Origin of the sequence: Streptomyces sp. PA03-5A (genome assembly GCF_033792725.1) — a bacterium.
Taxonomy (GTDB): Bacteria; Actinomycetota; Actinomycetes; order Streptomycetales; family Streptomycetaceae; genus Actinacidiphila.
Genome location: NZ_JARAVL010000004.1, coordinates 14,915 through 38,756 on the forward strand (window position 1 = coordinate 14,915; position 23,842 = coordinate 38,756).

At 73.4% G+C, this 23,842-nt stretch carries 17 protein-coding genes; 7 read left to right on the forward strand and 10 right to left on the reverse strand.

Annotated features, from left to right (window positions below; all coding sequences use genetic code 11):
• Nucleotides 1–66 precede the first annotated feature (66 nt).
• The 6 genes from glmS to PV410_RS06045 all read right to left on the reverse strand — a co-directional run bounded on the left by glmS (nt 67) and on the right by PV410_RS06045 (nt 8,053).
• On the reverse strand, nt 67–1,881 hold the full coding sequence (gene glmS / locus PV410_RS06020; RefSeq protein WP_500322791.1) for a glutamine--fructose-6-phosphate transaminase (isomerizing): 1,815 nt from the start codon (nt 1,879–1,881) through the stop codon (nt 67–69).
• 43 nt (nt 1,882–1,924) lie between these two features.
• On the reverse strand, nt 1,925–2,200 hold the full coding sequence (locus PV410_RS06025) for a hypothetical protein (RefSeq protein ID WP_500322792.1): 276 nt from the start codon (nt 2,198–2,200) through the stop codon (nt 1,925–1,927).
• Nucleotides 2,201–2,273: 73 nt separating this feature from the next.
• The gene (locus tag PV410_RS06030; RefSeq protein WP_499511996.1) at nt 2,274–3,440 is read right to left on the reverse strand and encodes an acyl-CoA dehydrogenase family protein; all 1,167 of its coding nucleotides are present in this window, start codon (nt 3,438–3,440) and stop codon (nt 2,274–2,276) included.
• A gap of 8 nt (nt 3,441–3,448) precedes the next feature.
• Nucleotides 3,449–4,402 (reverse strand): hydroxymethylglutaryl-CoA lyase, encoded by a 954-nt coding sequence (locus PV410_RS06035; RefSeq protein WP_500322793.1) that lies wholly within the window; start codon nt 4,400–4,402, stop codon nt 3,449–3,451.
• Nucleotides 4,402–6,402 carry an acetyl/propionyl/methylcrotonyl-CoA carboxylase subunit alpha gene (locus PV410_RS06040; RefSeq protein WP_500323048.1) on the reverse strand — a complete coding sequence of 667 codons (2,001 nt, stop codon included), beginning with the start codon at nt 6,400–6,402 and terminating at the stop codon, nt 4,402–4,404. Before PV410_RS06040 ends, PV410_RS06035 begins: the two co-directional genes overlap by 1 nt.
• 22 nt (nt 6,403–6,424) lie before the next feature.
• On the reverse strand, nt 6,425–8,053 hold the full coding sequence (locus PV410_RS06045; protein WP_500322795.1) for a carboxyl transferase domain-containing protein: 1,629 nt from the start codon (nt 8,051–8,053) through the stop codon (nt 6,425–6,427).
• Nucleotides 8,054–8,194: 141 nt separating this feature from the next.
• Between PV410_RS06045 and PV410_RS06050 the strand changes: the two genes are divergently transcribed.
• From PV410_RS06050 to PV410_RS06060, 3 genes are read left to right on the forward strand one after another with little or no spacing between them, the layout of a single operon-like run.
• The gene (locus tag PV410_RS06050) at nt 8,195–8,818 is read left to right on the forward strand and encodes a TetR/AcrR family transcriptional regulator (protein WP_499511993.1); all 624 of its coding nucleotides are present in this window, start codon (nt 8,195–8,197) and stop codon (nt 8,816–8,818) included.
• 38 nt (nt 8,819–8,856) lie between these two features.
• Nucleotides 8,857–10,014 (forward strand): acyl-CoA dehydrogenase family protein, encoded by a 1,158-nt coding sequence (locus tag PV410_RS06055; protein ID WP_500322797.1) that lies wholly within the window; start codon nt 8,857–8,859, stop codon nt 10,012–10,014.
• Between the two features lie 31 nt (nt 10,015–10,045).
• Nucleotides 10,046–10,927: an acyl-CoA thioesterase gene (locus PV410_RS06060; RefSeq protein WP_499511991.1), complete on the forward strand. Its 882-nt coding sequence runs from the start codon at nt 10,046–10,048 to the stop codon at nt 10,925–10,927.
• Nucleotides 10,928–10,944: 17 nt separating this feature from the next.
• Here PV410_RS06060 and PV410_RS06065 read toward each other — a convergent pair whose 3' ends face one another.
• The 4 genes from PV410_RS06065 to PV410_RS06080 all read right to left on the reverse strand — a co-directional run bounded on the left by PV410_RS06065 (nt 10,945) and on the right by PV410_RS06080 (nt 15,548).
• Nucleotides 10,945–12,129 (reverse strand): sensor histidine kinase, encoded by a 1,185-nt coding sequence (locus PV410_RS06065; protein WP_500322798.1) that lies wholly within the window; start codon nt 12,127–12,129, stop codon nt 10,945–10,947.
• Complete coding sequence (locus PV410_RS06070) at nt 12,126–12,776, reverse strand: response regulator (protein ID WP_500322799.1); 651 nt, start codon at nt 12,774–12,776, stop codon at nt 12,126–12,128. The genes PV410_RS06065 and PV410_RS06070 overlap by 4 nt, the downstream gene beginning before the upstream one ends.
• Before the next feature lie 362 nt (nt 12,777–13,138).
• A complete protein-coding gene (locus PV410_RS06075; protein WP_500322800.1) occupies nt 13,139–13,948 on the reverse strand; it encodes a phosphatase in 810 nt (269 codons plus the stop codon).
• A 103-nt stretch (nt 13,949–14,051) separates the two neighbouring features.
• The gene (locus PV410_RS06080; RefSeq protein WP_500322802.1) at nt 14,052–15,548 is read right to left on the reverse strand and encodes a PucR family transcriptional regulator; all 1,497 of its coding nucleotides are present in this window, start codon (nt 15,546–15,548) and stop codon (nt 14,052–14,054) included.
• Between the two features lie 128 nt (nt 15,549–15,676).
• On the opposite strand from PV410_RS06080, the gene PV410_RS06085 reads away from it, so the two are divergent.
• From PV410_RS06085 to PV410_RS06100, 4 genes are all read left to right on the forward strand, one after another.
• Nucleotides 15,677–17,149: a sodium:solute symporter family protein gene (locus PV410_RS06085; protein WP_500322804.1), complete on the forward strand. Its 1,473-nt coding sequence runs from the start codon at nt 15,677–15,679 to the stop codon at nt 17,147–17,149.
• A 52-nt stretch (nt 17,150–17,201) separates the two neighbouring features.
• Nucleotides 17,202–18,164, forward strand: coding sequence for an agmatinase (speB, locus tag PV410_RS06090; protein WP_499511985.1), 963 nt, complete (start codon nt 17,202–17,204; stop codon nt 18,162–18,164).
• On the forward strand, nt 18,161–19,768 hold the full coding sequence (locus PV410_RS06095) for a thiamine pyrophosphate-binding protein (protein ID WP_500322806.1): 1,608 nt from the start codon (nt 18,161–18,163) through the stop codon (nt 19,766–19,768). Before speB ends, PV410_RS06095 begins: the two co-directional genes overlap by 4 nt.
• Nucleotides 19,769–20,005: 237 nt before the next feature.
• The gene (locus tag PV410_RS06100; protein ID WP_500323049.1) at nt 20,006–23,782 is read left to right on the forward strand and encodes an ABC transporter ATP-binding protein; all 3,777 of its coding nucleotides are present in this window, start codon (nt 20,006–20,008) and stop codon (nt 23,780–23,782) included.
• Nucleotides 23,783–23,842: the final 60 nt, after the last annotated feature.

The window sequence follows — 23,842 nt, forward strand, 5'->3', positions numbered from 1 at the left end:
GGAGGCAACGGCGAGGCCCCCCGCGCCGAAGGGCGCGGGGGGCCTCGTGCGTGCCGGGGCCGTCGGCTACTCGACCGTCACGGACTTCGCGAGGTTGCGCGGCTTGTCGATGTCCCGGCCCAGGGCCAGCGCCGTGTGGTAGGCCAGCAGCTGGAGCGGGACGCCCATCAGGATCGGGTCGAGTTCGTCCTCGTTCTTCGGGACGACGATCGTGTGGTCCGCCTTCGCCTGCTCCTGGTGCGCGACCGCCAGGATCCGGCCGCTGCGGGCCTTGATCTCCTCCATCGCGGCGCGGTTCTTCTCCAGCAGCGAGTCGTCCGGGATGATCGCGACCGTCGGCATCGCGGGCTCGATCAGGGCCAGCGGGCCGTGCTTGAGCTCGGAGGCCGGGTAGGCCTCGGCGTGGATGTAGGAGATCTCCTTGAGCTTCAAGGACGCCTCCAGCGCCACCGGGTAGCCGCGCACCCGGCCGATGAACATCATCGACTTGGCGTCCGCGTATTCGGCCGCCAGCTTCTTGATGTCCTCCTCCTGCGTGAGGATCTCCTGGATCTGCTCGGGCAGCCTGCGCAGGCCCTCGATGATCCGCTTGCCGTCGGCCACCGACAGGTCGCGGATGCGGCCCAGGTGCAGGGCGAGCAGCGCGAAGGCGACGACGGTGTTGGTGAAGCACTTGGTGGAGACGACGCAGACCTCGGGGCCGGCGTGGACGTACATGCCGCCGTCGGTCTCACGGGCGATCGCGGAACCCACCACGTTCACCACGCCGAGGACGCGGGCGCCCTTGCGCTTGAGCTCCTGGACCGCCGCCAGCACGTCGTACGTCTCACCGGACTGCGAGACGGCGATGTAGAGGGTGTCGGGGTCCACGACCGGGTTGCGGTAGCGGAACTCGGAGGCCGGCTCGGAGTCGGCGGGGATGCGGGCCAGGCCCTCGATCAGCGAGGCACCGATCATCCCGGCGTGGTACGAGGTGCCGCAGCCGAGGATCTTCACGCGGCGGATGCCGCGGGCCTCGCGGGCGTCGAGGTTCAGGCCGCCCAGGTGCACGGTGGAGAACTTGTCGTCGATCCGGCCGCGCAGCACGCGGTCGACCGCGTCGGGCTGCTCGCTGATCTCCTTGTGCATGTACGTGTCGTGACCGCCCATGTCGTAGGAGGCGGCCTCCCACTCCACGGTCTCGGGGGTGGCCGTGGTGCGGGTGCCCGAGGTCGTGTAGGTGCGGAAGTCGTCGGCCTTCAGGGTGGCCATCTCGCCGTCGTCGAGGGTGACGACCTGGCGGGTGTGGGAGATCAGCGCGGCGACGTCGGAGGCGACGAACATCTCCTTCTCGCCGATGCCGAGGACCACCGGCGAGCCGTTGCGGGCCACGACGATCCGGTCGGGGAAGTCGGCGTGCATGACGGCGATGCCGTACGTGCCCTCGATGACCTTCAGCGCCTCGCGGACCTTCTCCTCCAGGGACTCGGCCTGGGAGCGGGCGACGAGGTGGGTGATCACCTCGGTGTCGGTCTCGGAGGCGAAGACCACACCGTCGGCCTCCAGCTTGGCGCGCAGCTCGGCGGCGTTGTCGACGATCCCGTTGTGGACGACGGCGACCTTGCCCTCGGTGTCGAGGTGCGGGTGCGCGTTCTCGTCGCTGGGGGCGCCGTGGGTGGCCCAGCGGGTGTGGGCTATGCCGGTGGTGCCGGCGAAGCGCTTGGGGACCCGTGCCTCCAGCTCACGGACCCGGCCCTTGGCCTTGACGGCCTTGAGCCCGCCGGACTTGCCGGCGACCACGATGCCCGCGGAGTCGTAACCGCGGTACTCCAGCCGCTGCAGGCCCTCCAGTAGCAGCGGGGCGACATCACGCTTCCCGATGTAGCCGACGATTCCACACATGTTTCCGTCCCTCCCGGTCGCTCGAGGCGGCCCGGTCTCGCTGTCAGCCGTAGACGATGCGGCGCAGCTGCCGCAGTGAGTACCCGGGCGGCGTGACCGCCCGGTACGGCAGCTCGGCCGTGATCCGTTCGAAGATCTCCGCGTTCTGCAGACCCTTGGCCTGCAGCTCGCGGTGGCGGCGCCGTACGAAGTCCTCGGCCGTCTCGTCGAAGTACGCCAGGATGTCGAGGACCACCCGGGCGGCCTCACCGCGTTGCAGCGGCGTGGTCCGCACCAGGTGGTCGACGAGGTCGTCATGTGTCGTCTGGCGTTCGAGCACCGGTCGATACTGAGGGAAGGAGGAGGCTGATCGCAAGATTTCTGCCCGATATCGGGCAGGGAGGTGGCGAAAACTACGCCGGAAGGCCGAGCTCGCGCGCGATCAGCATGCGCTGCACCTCGCTGGTGCCCTCGCCGATCTCCAGGATCTTGGAGTCCCGCCACATGCGCGCGACCGGGTACTCGTTCATGAAGCCGTAGCCGCCGTGCACCTGGGTGGCCTCGCGGGCGTTGGTGACCGCGATCTCCGAGGAGTAGAGCTTGGCCATCGCCGCCTCCTTCTTGAAGGGCTCCCCTGCGACCAGCCGGGACGCCGCGTCCCGCCAGGCCAGCCGGGCGGTGTGGGCGCGCATCTCCATGTCGGCGAGCTTGAAGGCGACCGCCTGGTTGCTCCCGATCGGGCGGCCGAAGGCGGTGCGCTCCTTGGCGTAGGCCACCGACTCGTCCACACAGCCCTGCGCCAGACCGGTGGCCAGTGCCGCGATGGCGATCCGGCCCTCGTCCAGGATGCGCAGGAACTGGGCGTAGCCCCGGCCCCGCTCGCCCAGCAGGTTGGCGGCCGGCACACGACAGTCGGAGAAGGACAGCTCGCGGGTGTCGGAGGCGTTCCAGCCGACCTTGCTGTACTTCTTCGACACCGTGAAGCCCGGGGTGCCGGAGGGCACGATGATTGAGGAGATCTCCGGGCGGCCGTCCTCCTTGCGGCCGGTGACGGCCGTGACCGTGACCAGCGAGGTGATGTCGGTGCCCGAGTTGGTGATGAAGCTCTTGGTGCCGTTGATCACCCACTCGCCGGTCGCCTCGTCCAGCCGGGCGGTGGTGCGGGTGCCGCCGGCGTCGGAGCCGCAGTCCGGCTCGGTCAGCCCGAAGGCGCCCAGCTGCTCGCCGGAGGTCAGCTGGGGCAGCCACTGCCGCTTCTGCTCCTCGGTGCCGAAGCGGAAGACCGGCATGGCGCCGAGCGAGACCCCCGCCTCCAGGGTGATTGCCACGGAGGAGTCCACCCGGGCGAGCTCCTCCAGGGCGATGCAGAGGGCGAAGTAGTCGCCGCCCATGCCGCCGTACTCCTCGGGGAAGGGCAGGCCGAACAGGCCCATGCGGCCCATCTCGCGGATGATCTCGTAGGGGAACTCGTCGTGCTCGTAGAACTCGCCGATCTTCGGCGCGACGACGTCGTGCGCGAACTCCTCCACGGTGCGGCGGAGTTCCTCGTACTCGGCGGGGAGCCGGTGGGCGGTCGTCATGGCTGTGGTCACTCCTGGTGGGAGAGGGCGCGGACGGTACGGGACGGGCTCGGTCGGCCCAATTGCTCCGCCATCCACACGCTGGTGGCGGTGAGGCGGCTGAGGTCGACCCCGGTCTCGACGCCGAGGCCGTCGAGCATCCAGACCAGGTCTTCGGTGGCGAGGTTCCCGGTGGCGCTCTTGGCGTACGGGCAGCCGCCGAGGCCGCCGGCGGAGGCGTCGACGACGCCCACGCCGTGCCGGAGGGCGGCCAGGGTGTTGGACAGTGCCTGGCCGTAGGTGTCGTGGAAGTGGACGGCGAGCCGCTCGACGGGCACGTCCAGGCCGGCCAGGGTGTCGAGCAGCGCCACGACGTGGCCGGGGGTGGCGACGCCGATGGTGTCGCCGAGGCTCAGCTCGTCGCAGCCCAGGTCGTAGAGCCGGCGGGCCACCGCGGCCACCTGAGGCACGGGCACGGGGCCCTCCCACGGGTCGCCGAAGCACATCGACAGGTAGCCGCGCACCCTCGCCCCCGCCTCCTTGGCGGCGGCGACGACGGGAGCGAACATCTCCAGCGACTCGTCGACCGTGCGGTTGAGGTTGGCCTTCGCGAAGGACTCGGTCGCGCTGCCGAAGACGGCGACCTCGCGCACCCCCAGGGCCAGGGCCCGCTCCAGCCCGCGCTGGTTGGGCACCAGCACGGGCAGCCGGATCCCGTCGCCCAGGTCGTCCAGCAGCGGCATCAGCTGCTCGGCGTCGGCGAGCTGGGGCACCCACTTGGGGTGCACGAAGCTGGTCGCCTCGATGGTGGTCAGCCCGGCGTCGGCCAAGCGGTGCACGAACTCCGCCTTGACCTCGGTGGGCACCGTGGCCTTCTCGTTCTGCAGCCCGTCGCGTGCGGCGACCTCGTGGATGCGCACCCGCCGCGGGAGTCCGTCCAGGGGCACGGACATGGGCAGCCCGGGAGTTCGCTCGACGGCCATCACCCGGCCTCCTGCTGGTGCGGGGCGACGACCGCGAGCACCTGGTCCATGGCGACGGTGCTGCCCGGGGTCACGTCGATCTCGGTGACGGTGCCGTCGTGCGGGGCGGTGATGACGTGCTCCATCTTCATCGCCTCCACCACGAGCAGGCTCTGGCCCGCGGTGACCTCGTCGCCCTTGGCGACCTTGACCACGGTCACCGTGCCCGGCATGGGCGCGGCCAGGGTGTCCACCCCGCCCGCGCCCGCCGCGCCGCGCAGCGCGGCCTCGACCGGGTCGTACGGCTGCAGGCGCCAGCCGTCGCCGTCCCTGCCCAGCCAGTCGCCGGCGTGGCCGAAGGCGTGCGTGACGCCGTCCCACTCGACGGTGATCCGCTGTCCGGAGCCGGGCAGCAGCCGGGCACGCACCGCGGGGGCCTCATCGATCCGCACCTCGGCCTCGGGAGCCCTGCCGCGGACGCGGACCCGCACGGCCTCGCCCCCGGGTACCCGCAGCCAGTGGTCGGTCCAGGCGGGCTCCCCGCCGAGCCGCCAGCCGCTCGGCACGGAGAAGGGGTCCCGCCAGGCTCCGCCGGCCGCCGCCGGTTCCAGGGCCGCGTGGCGCAGCAGCGCGGCCGCCGCGTACACCTCGACGGGCACCTCGGAGGGCACCAGGCCCGCCAGCTCCCGGTCGATCAGGCCGGTGTCCATCTCGCCGGAGACGACGTCGGGATGGGCCAGGAGGCGGCGCAGGAAGCCGGTGTTGGTCTCCAGGCCCAGCACGGTCGTCCCGGCGAGGGCGGCCCGCAGCCGGCGCAGCGCCGTCGGGCGGTCGGGGCCGTACGCGATGACCTTGGCGAGCATCGGGTCGTAGGACGTGCCGATCTCGCTGCCCGCACTGAGCCCGGAGTCGACGCGCACGCCCTCGCCGACGGGCTCGTCCAGCGCCAGCACGGTGCCCGCCGACGGCAGGAAGTTGCGGGAGGGCACCTCGGCGCAGATCCGGGCCTCGACGGCGTGCCCGGTCAGGGCGACCCCGTCCTGTCCGAAGGACAGCCGCTCGCCCGCGGCGATCCGCAGCTGCCACTCCACCAGGTCCAGCCCGGTCACCAGTTCCGTGACGGGGTGCTCGACCTGGAGGCGGGTGTTCATCTCCATGAAGCAGTAGGCGGACGGGTCGGCGCCCGGGACGATGAACTCCACGGTGCCCGCGCCGACGTAGCCGCAGGACAGCGCGGCCTGCACGGCGGCGGCGCCCATGGCGGCCCGGGTCGCCTCGTCCAGCAGGACCGAGGGGGCCTCCTCGATCACCTTCTGGTGGCGGCGCTGCAGGGAGCACTCGCGCTCGCCGAGGTGCACCACGTTGCCGTGGCCGTCGGCCAGCACCTGGATCTCGATGTGCCGGGGACGGTCGATCCACCGTTCCACCAGCAGGGTGTCGTCCCCGAAGGAGCCGCGCGCCTCGCGGCGGGCGGCCGCGATCTCCTCGGGGAGCAGGGCCGTGTCGCGCACCAGGCGCATGCCCTTGCCGCCGCCGCCCGCGGAGGGCTTGAGCAGCACGGGGGTGCCGATCTCCAGGGCGGCGGCCGTCAGCTGCTCGTCGGTGAGCCCGCTGCCGCTGCTGCCCGGCACCACCGGGACCCCGGCCTCGCGGACGGTCTCCTTGGCGCGGATCTTGTCGCCCATGAGCTCGATGGCCCGGGCGGGTGGCCCGATGAAGGCGAGCCCCGCCTCCGCGCAGGCACGGGCGAAGGCGGCGTTCTCGGCCAGGAACCCGTAGCCGGGGTGGATGGCCTGGGCGCCGGTGCGGGCGGCCGCCTCCAGCAGCCGCTCGATCGACAGGTAGCTCTCGGATGCCGCCGCCGGGCCGATGCGCACGGCGGTGTCGGCCTCGCGCACATGGCGGGCCCCGGCGTCGGCGTCGCTGAAGACGGCGACCGAACGGATCCCGAGCCGCCGCAGGGTGCGGATGACGCGGACCGCGATCTCGCCGCGGTTGGCCACCAGGACGGTGTCGAACATCGCTGACATCTGAGTGCTCCCCCTACATCCGGAAGACGCCGAAGCCCGGCGCCTGCGGATCGCGTTGCGGAATCGGCGCGTTGGCGCACGCGGTCAGGGCCAGTCCCAGCACCTGGCGGGTCTGCAGGGGGTCGATGACCCCGTCGTCCCACAGCCGGGCCGTCGCGTAGTAGGCGTTGCCCTGCTCCTCGTACTGGGCGCGGATGGGGGCCTTGAAGCCCTCCTCGTCCTCCGCCGCCCAGGTATCGCCGGCCGCCTCGATCTGGTCGCGCTTGACGGTGGCCAGCACCGAGGCGGCCTGCTCGCCGCCCATGACGGAGATCTTGGCGTTGGGCCACATCCACAGGAAGCGCGGCGAATAGGCGCGGCCGCACATCGAGTAGTTGCCCGCGCCGTAGGAGCCGCCGATGACCACGGTCAGCTTGGGCACCCGGGTCGTGGCCACCGCGGTGACCATCTTGGCGCCGTGCTTGGCGATGCCGCCCGCCTCGTACTGACGGCCCACCATGAAGCCCGAGATGTTCTGCAGGAAGAGCAGCGGGATGCCGCGCTGGTCGCACAGCTCGATGAAGTGCGCGCCCTTCTGGGCCGATTCGGAGAACAGGATGCCGTTGTTGGCGACGATCCCGACCGGGTGGCCGTGGATCCGGGCGAAGCCGGTGACCAGCGTCGTGCCGTACTCGGCCTTGAACTCCGCGAAGCGGCTGCCGTCGACGAGGCGGGCGATGACCTCGCGGACGTCGTAGGGGGTGCGCGAGTCGACCGGGACCGCGCCGTAGAGCCCGGCCGGGTCGACGGCGGGCTCCTCGACGGGTCCGACCGTCCACGGCAGTGCGCCGCGGGCGGGCAGGGTCGCCACGATGTTCCGCACGATGCGCAGCGCGTGGGCGTCGTCCTCGGCCAGGTGGTCGGTGACGCCGGAGGTGCGGGAGTGCACCTCGCCGCCGCCGAGCTCCTCGGCCGTGACCACCTCGCCGGTGGCGGCCTTCACCAGCGGCGGGCCGCCCAGGAAGATCGTGCCCTGGCCGCGGACGATCACCGCCTCGTCGCTCATCGCGGGGACGTAGGCGCCGCCCGCCGTGCACGAGCCGAGGACGGCGGCCACCTGCGGGATGCCGTGCGCGGACAGGGTGGCCTGGTTGAAGAAGATCCGCCCGAAGTGGTCGCGGTCGGGGAAGACCTCGTCCTGCTTCGGCAGGAAGGCGCCGCCGGAGTCGACCAGGTAGACGCACGGCAGCCGGTTGTCCAGGGCGATCTCCTGGGCGCGCAGGTGCTTCTTGACCGTCATCGGGTAGTACGTGCCGCCCTTGACGGTGGCGTCGTTGGCGACGATCACGACCTCGCGGCCGGAGACCCGGCCGATCCCGGCGACGACGCCGGCGGCCGGGGCCTGGCCGTCGTACATGCCGTCGGCGGCCAGCGGGGCGAGCTCCAGGAAGGGCGATCCGGGGTCGAGCAGCCCGTCCACGCGGTCGCGGGGGAGCAGCTTGCCGCGCGCGGTGTGCCGGGCGCGGGCCTTCTCGCCGCCGCCGAGCGCGGCGGCGGCGAGCTTCTCGCGCAGCCGCGCGGACAGCTCGGCGTGCGCCTTCTCGTTGGCGCGGTAGGCCTCGCTCGCCGGATCCGCGGCGCTGGCGAGGACGGGTGCTTCCATGTCACGGGCCCCCGGAGGAGTTAGCGGTCGTTAACGTGTTGTCGACCACGTTAGCGGTCGTTAACACGGCTGTCTAGAATGGTAGGACGATGAGATCGCGGGGGGCATCCGCAGACCGGACGCCTCGCGGAAAGGTGCGGTGTGGAGCCCACGAGGACGGCGGCCAAGGCGGCCAGCGGCAGGCGCGACCAGATCCTGAGGGAGGCCGCGCGGCTCTTCGCCGAGCGCGGGTTCCACGGGGTCGGCGTGGACGAGATAGGGGCGGCCGTCGGCATCAGCGGCCCCGGGCTGTACCGGCACTTCGCGGGCAAGGACGCGATGCTCGCCGAGCTGCTCGTCGGGATCAGCGGCCGGCTGCACTCCGCGGGCCGCATGCGGGTGGCCGAGGCCGACGGCGCGGCCGCCGCGCTGGACGCCCTGGTCCGCGGGCACATCGACTTCGCCCTGGACGACAGGGCGCTGATCACCCTCCACGACCGTGAACTGGACCGGCTCCGGGACTCCGACCGCAAGCTCGTGCGCCAGCTGCAGCGCCAGTACGTCGAGCAGTGGGTCACGGTCGTCCGCGAGGTCCACCCGGGGGCGGCCGAGCCCGAGGTCCGCGCGGCCGTGCACGCCGTCTTCGGCCTGCTCAACTCCACCCCGCACCTCGGCCCGCACGGGGGGCTGCCCGGCCGCGCGGCGACCGCCGTGCTGCTGCACCGGCTGGCCCTGGGCGCCTTCGCCGCTCTGGACAGCGCGCACAACCGGGAAGTAACTTACTGAGCGCTTGCTTATCGCCCAGTGTGCAGAGGAGGCGCCAAGTGCGTCGCACGGTATTCAACGAGGACCACGAGGCCTTCCGGGAGACGATCCGGGACTTCATCGCCAACGAGGTCGTGCCCGTCTACCCCGAGTGGGAGGAGGCGGGGTACCCGCCCCGCGACTTCTACCGGCGCCTGGGCGAGCTGGGCATCTTCGGCATCGAGGTGCCCGAGGAGTACGGCGGCGCCGGCATCACGGGCTGGAAGTTCAGCGCCGTGGTGACCGAGGAGTGCGCCCGCGCCGGCGTCAGCTTCGGCAGCAGCGGCGTGCACACCGGCCTGGTGCTCCCGTACCTCCTGGAGTTCGCCAACGAGGAGCAGAAGAAGCGCTGGCTGCCCGACTTCATCAGCGGCGACATGATGACCGCCATCGCCATGACCGAGCCCGGCACCGGCTCCGACCTGGCCGGCATGACCACCACCGCGAAGCTCTCCGAGGACGGCAGCCACTACGTCCTCAACGGCGCCAAGACCTTCATCACCGGCGGCGTGGTCGCCGACCGCGTGCTGGTGGTCTGCCGCACCTCGCCGGCCACCCCGGAGGACCGCCGCCGCGGTCTGTCGATCCTCGCGGTCGACACCACGAGCGAGGGCTACGCCGTCGGCCGCAAGCTGGAGAAGATCGGCCTGCGCACCTCCGACACCGCGGAGCTGTCCTTCACCGACGTCAAGGTCCCCGTCGAGGACCTGCTCGGCGAGGAGGGCAAGGCCTTCTCCTACCTCGCCCACAACCTGCCGGTCGAGCGCCTGGCGATCGCCTTCGGTTCCTACGCCCAGGCCGACGCCGCCGTCCGCTTCGCGGCCCAGTACGTGCGCGACCGCAAGGTCTTCGGCAAGAGCGTCGCCGAGTTCCAGAACACCAAGTTCGTGCTCGCCGAGTGCGCCTCCGACGTCGACGCCATGCAGGCCGTCGTCGACCGCGCCCTGGAGGCCCACGAGCTCGGTGACTTCACCGCCGCCGACGCCGCGCGCGCCAAGCTCTTCTGCACCGAGACCGCGGCCAAGGTCATCGACCGCTGCCTCCAGCTGCACGGTGGCTACGGCTACATGCTGGAGTACCCGATCGCCCGCCTGTACGCGGACAACCGCGTGCACCGCATCTACGGCGGCACCAGCGAGGTCATGAAGTCGATCATCGCCAAGTCGATGGGGCTGTGACCGGACGGTCCGCCGACCCCGAGAGACACACGTGACCAACCACGCACTGCAGTCCCTGCTCGATCTCCTCGACCTCGAGCGGATCGAGCAGGACATCTTCCGCGGCGCCAGCCGCCCCGCCGTCGTCCCCCGCGTCTTCGGGGGCCAGGTCGCCGCACAGGCGCTGGTCGCGGCGGGGCGCACGGTCCCGGAAGGACGCGACGCCCACTCCCTGCACGCCTACTTCCTGCGCATGGGCGACCCGGGCGCGCCGATCGTCTACCAGGTCGACCGCATCCGCGACGGCCGCTCCTTCACCACCCGCCGGGTGGTCGCGGTGCAGCACGGGCAGCCGATCTTCCACCTGTCCGCGTCCTTCCAGACGTACGAGGACGGGCTGGAGCACCAGGAGCCGATGCCGCCGGCGCCCGACCCGGAGAGCCTGCCTACCGGCGAGGAGCTGCTGCGGCCGCACAGGGACCGGTTCCCCGACCCCTCGGTCGTGGACCGCCTCCTGGAGGCCCGCGCCGCCGTCGACCTGCGCTACGTCGACGCCCCGCCCTTCCTCGCCGCCGGGGCCGGGCCGCGTGAGCCCCGCTCCCAGGTGTGGTTCCGCACCAACGGGAAGCTCGCCGACGACCCGCTGCTCCACGTCTGCCTCGCCACCTATGTGTCGGACATGACGCTGCTGGACTCCGTGCTGCTCGCCCACGGGCGCGGCGGCTGGGCGGTCGGCGACGTGGTGGGCGCCAGCCTGGACCACGCCATGTGGTTCCACCGGCCGTTCCGCGCCGACGAGTGGCTGCTGTACGACCAGCAGAGCCCGTCGGCCTCCGGCGGGCGCGGGCTCGGCACCGCGCGCATCTACACCCAGGACGGGCGGCTCGCCGTCTCCGTCATCCAGGAGGGTGTGGTCCGCGTACCGCGGGACTGAGCCGCCGGGTCACCGGGTCACCGGTCCGCGGCCAGCGGCAGTGTCGCCCGCACCAGGAAGCCGCCGTCCGGCTCCGGACCCGCGTCCAGGGTGCCGCCCAGCTGGGCGGCGCGCTCGCGCAGCCCGGTGAGGCCGTGGCCGCCGGACGGCAGCGCCGGGCCGGGCGCGCCCCCGCCGCACGGCGCGTTGCGCACCGCGACGTGCAGCGCGTCGGCGGCGAGCCGTACGGTCACCTCGGTGCGCGCGCCGGGAGCGTGCTTGCGCACGTTGGTCAGGGCCTCCTGCACGGTGCGGTACGCCGCGTGCTGCACCGGCGGCGGGCACCCGGGCCGGCCCAGGGCGGTCAGATCGCCGTACACCTGCGGCCCGGCCGCGGCGAGGAGGGTGGGCAGATCCGCGAGGCCCGGGCCGGCGTCCTCGCCGCCCACCGCCACCGGCATCCGCAACAGCCCCACCATATGCCGCAGTTCGTCCAGGGCGTCGCGGCTGAGCTGCCGCACCGTACCGGCCGCGACCCGCGCCTCCTCGCCCCGGGCGGTCGCCTCCAGCGCGCCCGACTGCACGGCGATCAGGCTGATGTGGTGGGCCACGGTGTCGTGCATCTCCCGCGCGAGCCGGGTGCGCTCCCGCACCACCGCCCGTTCCGCGGCCAGCCGCCGTTCCCGCTCCCGGCTCTCCGCCAGCTCGGCGAGCCGCGCCGCGAGCTCCCGGCGTGACGCGGCGAGCAGCCCCAGCGCCGTCGGGGCCACGGCCAGCAGTGCCGACAGCAGCACCGCGAGCACGGTCGCGGCGGGGGCCCAGTCGACCTCCCCGATCCACGGCCAGGGGAAGAACGACACAAAGGCGACGGCTGCCGCGCTGCCCAGCGTCACCACCATGGGCGGCGGGATCCGCCTCCGGCCGGGGAGCGGCTGCGGCCCCCGCCGCAGCAGCCGCCGGGCGCGGGCCACGGTCAGGGCGCCGCCGTCGGCGGCGATCGTGTACAGCGCGGCCATGGGGGCCAGCCACACATAGCCCAGCGACAGGGCGGGCAGCGTCGCCAGCAGCACCGTCAGCGGCAGCCGGCGGCGCAGCGCGAGGGCGCCGGCGGCCAGGTACGCCGCCGACAGCGCGAGGGGACCGCCCAGGGAGCGGGTCGCCCAGGCCTCGGTCGCCGCGACGGCGACCAGGCACCCGTCGGCGACGGCCCGGGGGAGCCTCACGCGGCGCTCCCCGGCGAGAGCCCGGCCCGGTGCGCCAGGATCGCCAGCGACACCCGGTTCGGCGCGTCGAGCTTGCGCAGCAGGGCGCGGACGTGGTCCTTCACCGTGGCGACGGTGATGTGCAGCCGCTCGGCGATCTCCAGGTTCGACAGGCCCCCGGCGACCAGCAGCAGCACCTCCCGCTCCCGTCCGGTCAGCCGGTCCAGGGGCGCCCCGGCGGGGTCGGCCTCCTGGGCGTCGGCCGTGCCCAGGTAGCCGTCGACCACGGCGCGGCTGACTGTGGGCGTGAAGACCGTCCCGCCGGAGGCGAGCACGCGGACGGCGTCGATGAGGGTGGCGACCGCCGTGTCCTTGAGCAGGAAGCCGGTCGCGCCCGCGCGCATGGCGGCGGTGATGTGGGCGCTGGTGTCGAATCCGGTGAGCATCGCGACGGCCGGCGGATCGGGCAGCGCCCGTACGGCCCGCAGCACGGTCAGCCCGTCGGGTTCCGGCATCACCGTGTCCAGGAGCACCAGGTCGGGCTTGCGCGCGCGGACGGCGGCCAGTGCCGCGCGGCTGTCGCAGTCCGCGACCACACCGATGTCGCCCGCGGACTCCAGGATGCGCCGCAGGGCGGTCCTGACCAGTGTCTCGTCGTCGACGATCACGACCCGTATCACGATCCCGCGCCTTTCTCCGGACGGCCTTCCACTCCACCCGAGGGTGGACCGCGAACTCCATCCCGGGGGTGATCCACCGGCGGCGCCGGACCGGAAGAATCGACGGCGATCGTAACGAGCACGCCGCCGGGTCGCATGTCCGGGCGGCCGCGCCCGTCGGTCGACGGGGGAAACGGGGGCTCACGGGGGAAAACGGGGGCTCACGGGGAACGGGGGTTCTCATGTCGCGGACCAAGGGCGGGGGCGAAGGCCCCGGCCTGTCGACATCGCGCCCCGGGTCGCCGGAAGGACGGCGGCCCGGGGCCCGTCGGGAGTGGCGGGCCACGCCCCCTCGGGGGCGTGGCCCCCTGTCATGCGGAGCCGGTCAGGCCCGCCGCGTCCAGCAGGTAGGCGGTCATCGCGTCGTAGTGGCGCGGGTCGGTGACGTGGTCGTCCAGCGGGACGGTCACCGAGACCGTGCCCTCCGCCTCGGCGAGGAAAAGGGCCGGGTCGTTGCAGTCCGCGAAGCCGATCGCGTCGATGCCGCGCTGTCCGGCGCACCCCGCCCAGCCGTGGTCGGCGACGACCAGGTCGGGCAGCGGCCGGCCCTGTGCGGCCAGCGCGTCGAGGACCGCCGCCATCGGGCCGGGGGAGTGGGTGTGCCACAGCGTGGCGCCGCGCTCCAGCATGGCCACGTCGCAGAACTGGAAGACGCCGCCCTCGTCGGTGGACAGCCCGCCGGGGATCGCGACGACCTCGGCGCCGGCGGCCCGCACGGCCGCGGCCAGGGTGCGGTGGACGTCCAGCAGGCCGCCGGGGTGGCCGGTGGCGAACAGCACCCGCTGCCCGCCCTCCACGGCCTTGCAGAGCATCCGGGCGGCCCGGTCCAGGGCGCTGATCGTCAGCTCGGGGTCGATGGTGTCCTGCCCCAGGAGGTACCCGGGGTCGGCCACGACCCCGCAGCGCTCGGCCATGACCGCCAGCACCGCCTCCTCGTCCGTCCAGCGCTCGCCGAACTCCAGGCCGAACCAGTAGTGGCGGTCGCCCTCGGCGAGTCTGCGGTAGTGAGAGCGGTTGTTCTCGCGGGGGGTGGCGACGTCGCCCGCGATGCGCGTGCGTACGAGGTGGTCGGCGAGGGCCTTGCGGGACGGCACGGTGACATGGGGCAGCATGACCCCCATTGTCGCCTGCTGTCGGACGTGCGTGCGGGGGGCCGCCGATCGACGCCGGTCCGTTACCTCCTGCCGGGACGTCAGAAAGCCCGCCGCGGCGGGGCGTACGGGTTCACAGCCAGCGCAGCGCGAACCACAGCTCCATGCGTACGTCCGGGTCGTCCAGGTCCGCCTCCAGCAGGGCCGCCGCGCGCCCGATGCGCTGGCGCACGGTGTTGCGGTGCACCTCCAGGGCGACGGCCGTACGGTCCCAGCTCCCGTGCAGGCCGATCCAGGTGCGCAGCGTCTCCACCAGGGCGGGCGAGTCCGCCACCGGCGCCAGCAGCTCCCGCGCCCTGGACCGGGCGTCGTCCGGGGTGACCAGTCCGCTCATGCCGGGCCCGGCTCCGCGATGGATCACCAGCGGCGCACGGGTGGCGACCGCCCGGCGCAGCGCGCCCGCGGCCTGGCCGTCCCCGGTGACGAGGGAGGCCACCGCGACCGGGCCGCTCACCCCGAGGGTCCACCCCGGCTGGGCGGTCACCTCGCGGCCGGCCGGCAGGAGCAGGCGTACGACGGTGCCGCCCGGCTCGATCAGCGCGGTGCCCAGCGCCGCGCCGAGCGCGGCCGCCGCCAGCGGTCCGGCCGGGCCGCCGCGCTTGCGGGCGTGCACGACGGCCCAGCCGGACTCCGGTCCCAGCAGCGGGGCCACCTCCTGCGGCTCCGCGCCCAGCAGCAGCCGCACCAGCGCCGCCGACCGGCCCGCCTCCGCGCTGCCCAGGTGCGGGCCGGTGAGCAGGGAGAGCAGGACCGCGGCGACGTTGGCGACCGCGTGGTCGCCCGGATCGGGGCGGCCCGTGACCAGGACGAGCGCCGGCCGCTCGCTCGGGGGGCCGCCGGCCAGCGCGTACGCCGACAGGCGCGTCCCGCCGTGGGTGTCGGTCGCCGAGGAGGGCGCGTGCGCGTCCGTCGCCGGCAGGACCACCCCGGCCAGCCGTGCCGCCGCCGCACGCGCCTGCGGGTCCGGGGCGGTGCCCGCCGCGTACACCTCGGAACCGTCCGGGGCGATCAGCGCGGCCCACGCCCCCAGGCGGCCGGCGAGCCTGCGCAGCACCGAGGGCACGGGGTCCGGGCGCCCGGCGGCCGCGGCGAGGGCCTGCTGTGCCTCGGTGACGTGCCGCAGTTCACGGACCCGGGCCTCGCCCATGGCCTGCCAGACGGCCCGCGCGACGGCGGTGAAGGGGGTCCGCGGCGGCACCTCCACCAGCGGCAGGGCGTGCCGGTCGCAGGCGGCGACCAGCGCCGCCGGGGTCTCGTCGTGCACCGGGGCGAGACCGAATCCGAGCGCCGCCGCCCCCGCCTCGACCGTGCGGGCCACGTAGCGGTCCAGGTAGGCGCCGGCGCCCGCCGCCGACGCGAAGTGCACCCCCGCGGTCAGCAGCAGCTCCCCGCCGAGCAGGTACGGGAAGGGGTCCTCCATCTCACTGGTGTGCACCCACTGGACGCGGACGTCCCGGTCGGCCGCGGACGGTCCCGCGACCTGGCGCAGCCCGAGGTCGGGCAGGGCGAGCAGGGTGGCGAGCGGGATCGGCGGCGTGGGCGGCGCCAGGTCCTGACGCGGGGGAGTCATGTGCGTTTCCTCCATCCGGACCGGGTGCGATGGATGAAACGTACACTTCAGCGCTTCTTCCCGGCCGCCTATCGTCGCCGCAAAGGAAAGCCCGCGGCTCCGCCCGCGCGACCGATGGAGGAGGGTTCATGGCCGTCGACTACGCCGTGATCATCGGCTATCTGGCCGGCATGCTCGCCGTGGGCTGGTGGGGCATGCGCCGCGCCAGGTCCAAGAGCGAGTTCCTGGTCGCCGGCCGCAGGCTGGGCCCGTCGATGTACTCCGGCACCATGGCCGCGATCGTCCTCGGCGGCGCCTCCACCATCGGCGGCGTCGGCCTCGGCTACCAGTACGGCCTGTCCGGCGCCTGGATGGTCTTCACCATCGGCCTCGGCCTGCTGGCGCTGAGCGTCTTCTTCTCGGCCCGCATCGCCCGCCTGAAGGTCTACACCGTCTCCGAGATGCTCGACCTGCGCTACGGCGGCTCGGCCGGCGTCATCTCCGGCATCGTCATGTGGGCGTACACGCTGATGCTCGCGGTGACCTCGACGATCGCCTACGCGACGATCTTCGACGTCCTGTTCGGGATGGACCGCACCCTGGCGATCATCCTGGGCGGCGCCGTCGTGGTGGCGTACTCCACGCTGGGCGGCATGTGGTCGATCACGCTCACCGACATGGTGCAGTTCGTGGTCAAGACCCTCGGCGTGCTGGTCCTGCTGCTGCCGATCGCGGTGATCAAGGCGGGCGGCTTCGCGGAGATGAAGGCGCAGCTGCCGAGCGAGTACTTCGCGCCCCTGGGCATCGGCGGGCAGACGATCTTCACCTACGTGCTGATCTACACCTTCGGCATGCTCATCGGCCAGGACATCTGGCAGCGCGTGTTCACCGCCCGCAGCGACAGGATCGCCAAGCTCGGCGGCACCGTCGCCGGTGTCTACTGCCTCGTCTACGCGATCGCCGGCGCCGTCATCGGCACCGCCGCCAAGGTGCTGTACCCGAACCTGGCCGCGGCCGACGACGCCTTCGCCACCATCGTCAAGGACGCGCTGCCGGTGGGCGTGCGCGGCCTGGTGCTGGCCGCCGCGCTCTCCGCGGTGATGTCCACCTCCTCCGGCGCGCTGATCGCCTGCGCCACCGTGGCCAACAACGACATCTGGTCGCGGCTGCGCGGCGTGGTCGGCCGCGGGCGGGACGGCGAAGAGAGCGCGCACGACGAGGTCTCGGGCAACCGCGTCTTCATCCTGATCATGGGCGTGGTCGTCATCGTCACCGCCATCGCGCTGAACAACGTCGTCGAGGCGCTGACCGTGGCGTACAACCTGCTCGTCGGCGGGCTGCTGGTACCGATCCTCGGCGGTCTGCTGTGGCGGCGCGGCACCGCGGCGGGCGCCCTCGCCTCGGTGGCCGTCGGCGGCCTGGCCGTCGTGGGCCTGATGGTCTGGAAGGGCATCCTGGCCAACGAGCCGGTCTACTACGGCCTGCTGGCCTCCCTCGTCGTCTACGTCGCGGTGAGCCTCGCCACCAAGCCGACCGATGCCGCCGTGCTGGCGGCCTGGCGGGAGCGGCTGGCCGGACGGACTCCCGTCCCGGCCGCCGAGGGGACCGTTCCGGTCGGATAAAGTCACAAAGCGAGCAGAGCGCAACGAAGCGTACGAAAGAAGGCAGTTACCCATGAGCAGCACCGAACCGCGCGGCCCCATCGACTCCTCCCGCACCCCGCGGTACGCCGGTCCCGCCACGTTCGCGCGGCTCCCGCGCCTCGACGAGGTCGGCACCACCGACGTCGCCGTGGTCGGCGTGCCCTTCGACGCGGGCGTCTCCTACCGCCCCGGCGCCCGCTTCGGCGGCAACGCGATCCGCGAGGCCTCCCGTCTGCTGCGCCCGTACAACCCGGCGCAGGACGCCTCGCCCTTCGCCCTCGCCCAGGTCGCGGACGCCGGTGACATCGCCGCCAACCCGTTCAACATCAACGAGGCCGTCGAGACGATCCAGGCCGCCGCCGACGACCTGCTCGACACCGGCGCCCGCCTGATGACCCTCGGCGGCGACCACACCATCTCACTGCCCCTGCTGCGCGCCATGGCCCGCAAGCACGGCCCGGTCGCCCTGCTCCACTTCGACGCCCACCTCGACACCTGGGACACCTACTTCGGGGCCGAGTACACCCACGGCACCCCGTTCCGCCGGGCCGTGGAGGAGGGCGTCCTCGACACCTCCGCGCTCTCCCACGTCGGCACCCGCGGCCCGCTGTACGGCAAGCAGGACCTCACCGACGACGAGAAGATGGGCTTCGGCATCGTCACCTCCGCCGACGTCTACCGGCGCGGCGCCGACGAGGTCGCCCAGCAGCTGCGCGAGCGCATCGGCGACCGCCCCCTGTACATCTCCATCGACATCGACGTCCTCGACCCGGCCCACGCCCCCGGCACCGGCACCCCCGAGGCCGGCGGCATCACCTCCCGCGAGCTGCTGGAGATCCTGCGGGGCCTGGCCTCCTGCCACCTGATCTCCGCCGACGTCGTCGAGGTCGCCCCCGCCTACGACCACGCCGAGATCACCAGCGTCGCGGCTTCCCACACCGCGTACGAGCTGACCACGATCATGACCCGGCAGATCGCGGCCGGCCGCGCATGAGCGGGCGCAACGGCGGCGACCTGGTCGTCGAATCCCTGACGGCGCTCGGCGCGACGACGGTCTTCGGCCTGCCCGGGCAGCACGCGCTGGGCGCCTTCGACGCGCTGCGGCGCTCGAAGCTGGAGTACGTGGGCCTGCGCGTGGAGAACAACGCGGGCTTCGCCGCGGACGCGTACGCCCGCGTCACGGGCGGCGCCGCGCCGCTGCTGGTCTCCACCGGCCCCGGCGCGCTGATGACGCTCGCCGCCCTGCAGGAGTCGGCCGCCGCCTCGGCGCCGGTCGTCGCCATCGGCAGCCAGGTGCCGGTCGCCGGGCTCGGCGGCGGCCGCCACGGCTACCTGCACGAGCTCGCCGACCAGAAGGCGTCGTTCCGCGACATCGTCAAGTCGGTGCACACCGTCCGCACCGCCTCCCAGATCCCCTCGGCCCTCGCCGCCGCCTGGGAGTCGGCGCTGACCGCGCCGTACGGGCCGGTCTGGGTGGAGATCCCGCAGGACGTGCTGCTCGCCCCCGTCACGGTGCCGCCGGTCGGGGAACTGGCGGCCGGGCCCCGGCCGCTGCGTCCTCGCGCCGAGCTGATCGCCGAGGCGGCGGCGCTGCTGTCCCGCGCCGAGCGGCCGGTCGTGCTGGCCGGCGGCGGTGTCGTGCGCGCGGGGGCCGAGGCCGAGCTGCGCGCCCTCGCCGAGCGGCTCGACGCCCCGGTCGCCTGCACCTTCGGCGGCAAGGGGGCCTTCCCGTGGGAGCACCCGCTGTCGCTGCGGAGCTGGCTGGAGGACCGGCACACCACGGACTTCCTGGAGGAGGCCGACGTCGTGCTGGTCGTCGGATCCGGGCTGGGCGAGCTCTCCTCGAACTACCACACCTTCCGCCCGCGCGGCCGGGTGATCCAGGTCGAGGCCGACCTCGGCAAGCTGGAGTCCAACCACCCGGCGCTCGGCATCCACGCCGACGCCCGGCTCGCCCTCGGCGCGCTCGCCGCGGCCGTGGACGAGCGCCGCGACGCGGGCGCGCCCGAGGCGGTGGCGGCACTGCTGGAGCGGGTCCGGGAGCGTCTCGACGGCCAGGACCTCGGCCTGGAGCAGCGCGTCCTCGCCGCCGTCCGCGACGCCCTCCCCGAGGACGCCCCCAGCTTCTGGGACATGACGATCCTCGCCTACTGGGCCTGGTCCGCCTGGCCCGGCCCGATGCACTCCGCCCAGGGCGCCGGCGGTCTCGGCTACGGCTTCCCCGCCGCGCTGGGCGCTGCCGCCGCGGACCGCACCCGGCCGGTGCTGGCCGTGTCGGGCGACGGCGGCGCGATGTACTCGATCGCCGAGCTCGCCACGGCCCGGCAGTACGGCCTGCCCGTCACCTGGCTGATCGTCGACGACGGCGGTTACGGCATCCTGCGCGAGTACATGACGGACGCCTTCGGCGAGGCCACCGGCACCGAGCTGGCCCGGCCGGACTTCGTCGCACTCGCCGGCGCCTTCGGCGTCCCGGCGGTCCGCACGAGCCCCGAGCGGCTCCGGGACGACCTCGCGGACGCCCTCGCGGCGCCCGGCCCCTGCGTGGTCGTGCTCCCCGTGCTGCTGCGGATGTTCGCGCCGACGCACCTGGGGTGAACCGGCGCCCGGTCCCGGCCAAGGGGGAAACGTTTCGTCAGACTTTGTCCCGAGGCCTCCGCCCGAGCGTTGTCGGACCCTCGTCGTAGTTTTGTTGCGGGAGGATGAAATCCGCACTCCAGGGCGTTGTGATCCTCCGGCGAAAAGGACGGGACGGGAGGACACCGGGTGGCGGCGAAGGACGACGAAGCGAAGGCCGGCGAGGCCGTGAGGGCCGAGGGCTGGCTGCGGCGGCTGATGGGGTACTGCTGGCGCTACCGGGGGAACGTGGGCCTCGCGCTCGGTTCCTCGCTCGCCGGCATGGCCGTGATGGCCCTCGTGCCGCTCGTCCCCAAGCTGATCATCGACGACGTCATCGTCAAGCACGACAAGCCGCTCGCCCCCTGGGCGGCCGTGCTGATCGCCGCCGCGGTCGTGGTCTACCTGATGACCTTCCTGCGGCGTTTCTACGGCGGCAGGCTCGCCCTCGACGTGCAGCACGACATGCGCACCGACATGTTCCACTCGCTCACCCGGCTGGACGGCGCGCGCCAGGACGAGCTCAACACCGGCCAGGTCGTCGGCCGGGCCACCAGTGACCTGCAGCTCATCCAGGGCCTGCTCTTCATGGCGCCCATGATGATCGGCAACGTCCTGCTCTTCGTCCTGTCGATCGTCGTGATGTTCGTGCTCTCGCCGATGCTGACCCTGATCGCCCTCGCCGTCGCGCCCGCCCTGTGGTTCCTGGCCGACCGCAGCCGCAAGCGGCTCTTCCCCGCCACCTGGTACGCCCAGGGCCAGGCCGCCGCCGTCGCCGGGATCGTGGACGGCTCGGTGACCGGCGTCCGCGTCGTGAAGGGCTTCGGCCAGGAGCAGCAGGAGATGTCCAAGCTGCGCTCGGTCAGCGAGCGCCTCTTCGCCGGACGGCTGCGCACCATCAGGTTCAACGCGCGCTACGGTCCCGCGCTCCAGGCGGTGCCCTCGCTCGGGCAGGTCGGCATGCTGGCGCTCGGCGGCTGGATGGCCGTGAAGGGCCAGATCACCCTGGGCACCTTCGTCGCGTTCTCGACCTACCTCGCCCAGCTGACCGGCCCGGTGCGCATGCTCACGATGATGCTCACCGTCGGCCAGCAGGCCAGGGCCGGGGTCGAGCGCGTCACCGAGCTCATCGACACCCGGCCCAGCCTGGAGGAGGGCGCCGGGCAGCTGCCCCGCGAGGCCCCGGCCACCGTCGAGTTCGACCACGTCAGCTTCGGCTACGACCGCACCCGTCCCGTGCTGGACGACTTCTCGCTGACCGTCGAGCCCGGCGAGACCGTCGCCGTCGTCGGCGCCTCCGGCAGCGGCAAGTCGACCGTCTCGCTGCTGCTGCCCCGCTTCTACGACGTGACCGGCGGCGCCGTCCGCGTCGGCGGCCGCGACGTGCGCGAGCTCACCTTCGACTCCCTGCGCGACGCCATAGGGCTCGTCCCGGAGGACAGCTTCCTGTTCTCCGACACCGTCCGCGCCAACATCGCCTACGGCCACCCCGACGCCACCGACGAGCAGATCCTCACCGCGACCCGGCACGCCCAGGCGGACGAGTTCATCAGCGCCCTGCCCGAGGGGTACGCGACCGTCGTCGGCGAGCAGGGACTGACCCTCTCCGGCGGCCAGCGCCAGCGCGTCGCCCTGGCCCGCGCCATCCTCACCGACCCGCGGCTGCTCGTCCTGGACGACGCGACCTCCGCCGTGGACGCCCGCGTCGAGGCCGAGATCCACGACGCGCTGCGCGAGGTGATGGCGGGCCGCACGACGCTGCTCATCGCCCACCGGCGCTCCACCCTCGCCCTCGCCGACCGGATCGCCGTGCTGGAGGCCGGCCGGCTGGTCGACGTGGGCACCCACGAGGAGCTGGAGGCCCGCTGCGCGCTGTACCGGCGGCTGCTCACCGACCCCGACGAGCTCGGCTCGGACGTCGTCACCCACGACCCCGCGGGCGAGGTCGTGCCGCTGACCGAGTGGCCCGGCGAGGGCGCGATCGCGGCCCCGGCGGCACGTCCCGCCGCCGAGGCGCCCGCGGAGGGCGGCGTGACGGCGGCCCTGTGGCCGCAGGACCGCCGGCACCGCGACGAGGACACCGGGCGGACGCAGTCGGCGCCCTCCCCGGCCGCCGCGCGCGGCGGCCCGGGCGGCATGGCCTCGGCCATGGCCGGGATGCCCGCCACCCCCGAGCTGCTCGCGCAGGTGGCGGCGCTGCCCCCGGCCCTGGACACCCCGGACGTCGACGAGGACCAGGCGGCCTCCGTCGAGAAGGACTTCGGCCTGCGCAGTCTGCTGCGCGGCTTCCGCGGCCCCCTGCTGCTCAGCCTGCTGTTCGTCGCCGTCGACGCGCTGGCCGGGCTGCTGCTGCCGGTCCTGATCCGGCACGGCATCGACTCCGGTGTGCGGCAGGCCGCGCTCGGCGCCGTCTGGGCCGCCTCGCTGCTGGGGCTGGCCGTGGTCGCCGCGCAGTGGGGCGCGCAGTGGGGCTCCACGCGCCTGACCGGCCGTACCGGCGAGCGCGTGCTCTACACGCTCCGGGTGAAGATCTTCTCCCACCTGCACCGGCTCGGGCTCGACTACTACGAGCGCGAGCTGAGCGGCCGCATCATGACCCGGATGACGACCGACGTCGACGCGCTGTCGACGTTCCTGCAGACCGGACTGGTCACCGCGCTCGTCAGCGTGCTCACCTTCCTCGGCATCCTGGTCGCGCTGCTGGTGATCGACGTCCAGCTGGCGCTGATCGTCTTCGCCACCCTGCCGGTGCTCTTCGTCGCCACCTGGGTCTTCCGCCGCAAGTCCGTGAAGGCCTACGAGCTGGCCCGGGAACGGGTCAGCGTCGTCAACGCCGACCTGCAGGAGCACGTCGCCGGGCTCCGCGTCGTGCAGGCCTTCCGGGGCGAGCGCGGTGGCGCCGAGCGCTTCGCCGACCGCAGCGACGCCTACCGTCGGGCGCGTGTGCGCGGGCAGTGGCTGATCTCGGTGTACTTCCCCTTCGTGCAGCTGCTGTCCAGCGTCGCCGCCGCCCTGGTGCTGATCGTCGGCGCCCACCGCGTCGGCGCGGGCACGCTCACCGCAGGCGCCCTGGTGGCCTACCTGCTCTACATCGACCTGTTCTTCTCGCCCGTGCAGCAGCTCTCGCAGGTCTTCGACGGCTACCAGCAGGCGTCGGTGTCCCTGGGCCGCATCCGCGAGCTGCTGCGCACGCCGACCGCCACCCCGCCCGCCGGGTCCCCGCGCGGCGTCGGCCGGCTGCGCGGCGAGATCGCCTTCCACGACGTGCACTTCCGCTACACCGAGGAGGGCGCCGAGGCGCTGTCCGGGATCGACCTGCGGATCCCCGCGGGCCAGACGGTGGCCTTCGTCGGCGAGACGGGCGCGGGCAAGTCGACCCTGGTCAAGATGGTGGCCCGGTTCTACGACCCGACCTCGGGTGCGGTCCTCGTCGACGGCCAGGACATCCGCGAGCTCGACCTGACCGGCTACCGTCAGCGGCTCGGCGTCGTCCCGCAGGAGGCCTACCTCTTCGAGGGGACGGTCCGCGACGCCATCGCCTACGGGCGGATGGACGCCACCGACGCCGAGGTCGAGGCCGCGGCCCGGGCCGTCGGCGCCCACGACATGATCGCCACGCTGGACGGCGGCTACCTGCACGCGGTCTCCGAGCGGGGCCGCAACCTCTCCGCCGGACAGCGGCAGTTGATCGCCCTGGCCCGCGCCGAGCTGGTCGACCCCGACGTCCTGCTGCTCGACGAGGCGACGGCCGCCCTGGACCTGGCCACCGAGGCCCTGGTCAACCGGGCCGCCGACCGGCTCGCCGTACGCCGCACCACCCTGGTCGTCGCCCACCGGCTGACCACCGCCGCCCGCGCCGACCGGGTCGTCCTCCTCGACCACGGCCGGGTCGTCGAGGACGGCACGCACGAGCAGCTCCTCGCCGCCGACGGCCGCTACGCCGAGCTGTGGCGCACCTTCGTCGGCGAGGACGAGAGCAGCGAGGCCGTCGCCTAGGCACCGCCTTCGCGCTTTTGCGGCCCGGACCCCGGTGGTCCGGGCCGCCGCTCTTTGCCC

Bases quoted from the DNA above. Each gene is read 5' to 3' on its own strand.
- glmS (WP_500322791.1), bottom strand. From the start codon at position 1,881: ATGTGTGGAATCGTCGGCTACATCGGGAAGCGTGATGTCGCCCCGCTG.
- PV410_RS06030 (WP_499511996.1), bottom strand. From the start codon at position 3,440: ATGACGACCGCCCACCGGCTCCCCGCCGAGTACGAGGAACTCCGCCGC.
- PV410_RS06035 (WP_500322793.1), bottom strand. From the start codon at position 4,402: ATGGCCGTCGAGCGAACTCCCGGGCTGCCCATGTCCGTGCCCCTGGAC.
- PV410_RS06040 (WP_500323048.1), bottom strand. From the start codon at position 6,402: ATGTTCGACACCGTCCTGGTGGCCAACCGCGGCGAGATCGCGGTCCGC.
- PV410_RS06045 (WP_500322795.1), bottom strand. From the start codon at position 8,053: ATGGAAGCACCCGTCCTCGCCAGCGCCGCGGATCCGGCGAGCGAGGCC.
- PV410_RS06075 (WP_500322800.1), bottom strand. From the start codon at position 13,948: ATGGGGGTCATGCTGCCCCATGTCACCGTGCCGTCCCGCAAGGCCCTC.
- PV410_RS06080 (WP_500322802.1), bottom strand. From the start codon at position 15,548: ATGACTCCCCCGCGTCAGGACCTGGCGCCGCCCACGCCGCCGATCCCG.
- PV410_RS06085 (WP_500322804.1), top strand. From the start codon at position 15,677: ATGGCCGTCGACTACGCCGTGATCATCGGCTATCTGGCCGGCATGCTC.
- speB (WP_499511985.1), top strand. From the start codon at position 17,202: ATGAGCAGCACCGAACCGCGCGGCCCCATCGACTCCTCCCGCACCCCG.
- PV410_RS06095 (WP_500322806.1), top strand. From the start codon at position 18,161: ATGAGCGGGCGCAACGGCGGCGACCTGGTCGTCGAATCCCTGACGGCG.
- PV410_RS06100 (WP_500323049.1), top strand. From the start codon at position 20,006: ATGGGGTACTGCTGGCGCTACCGGGGGAACGTGGGCCTCGCGCTCGGT.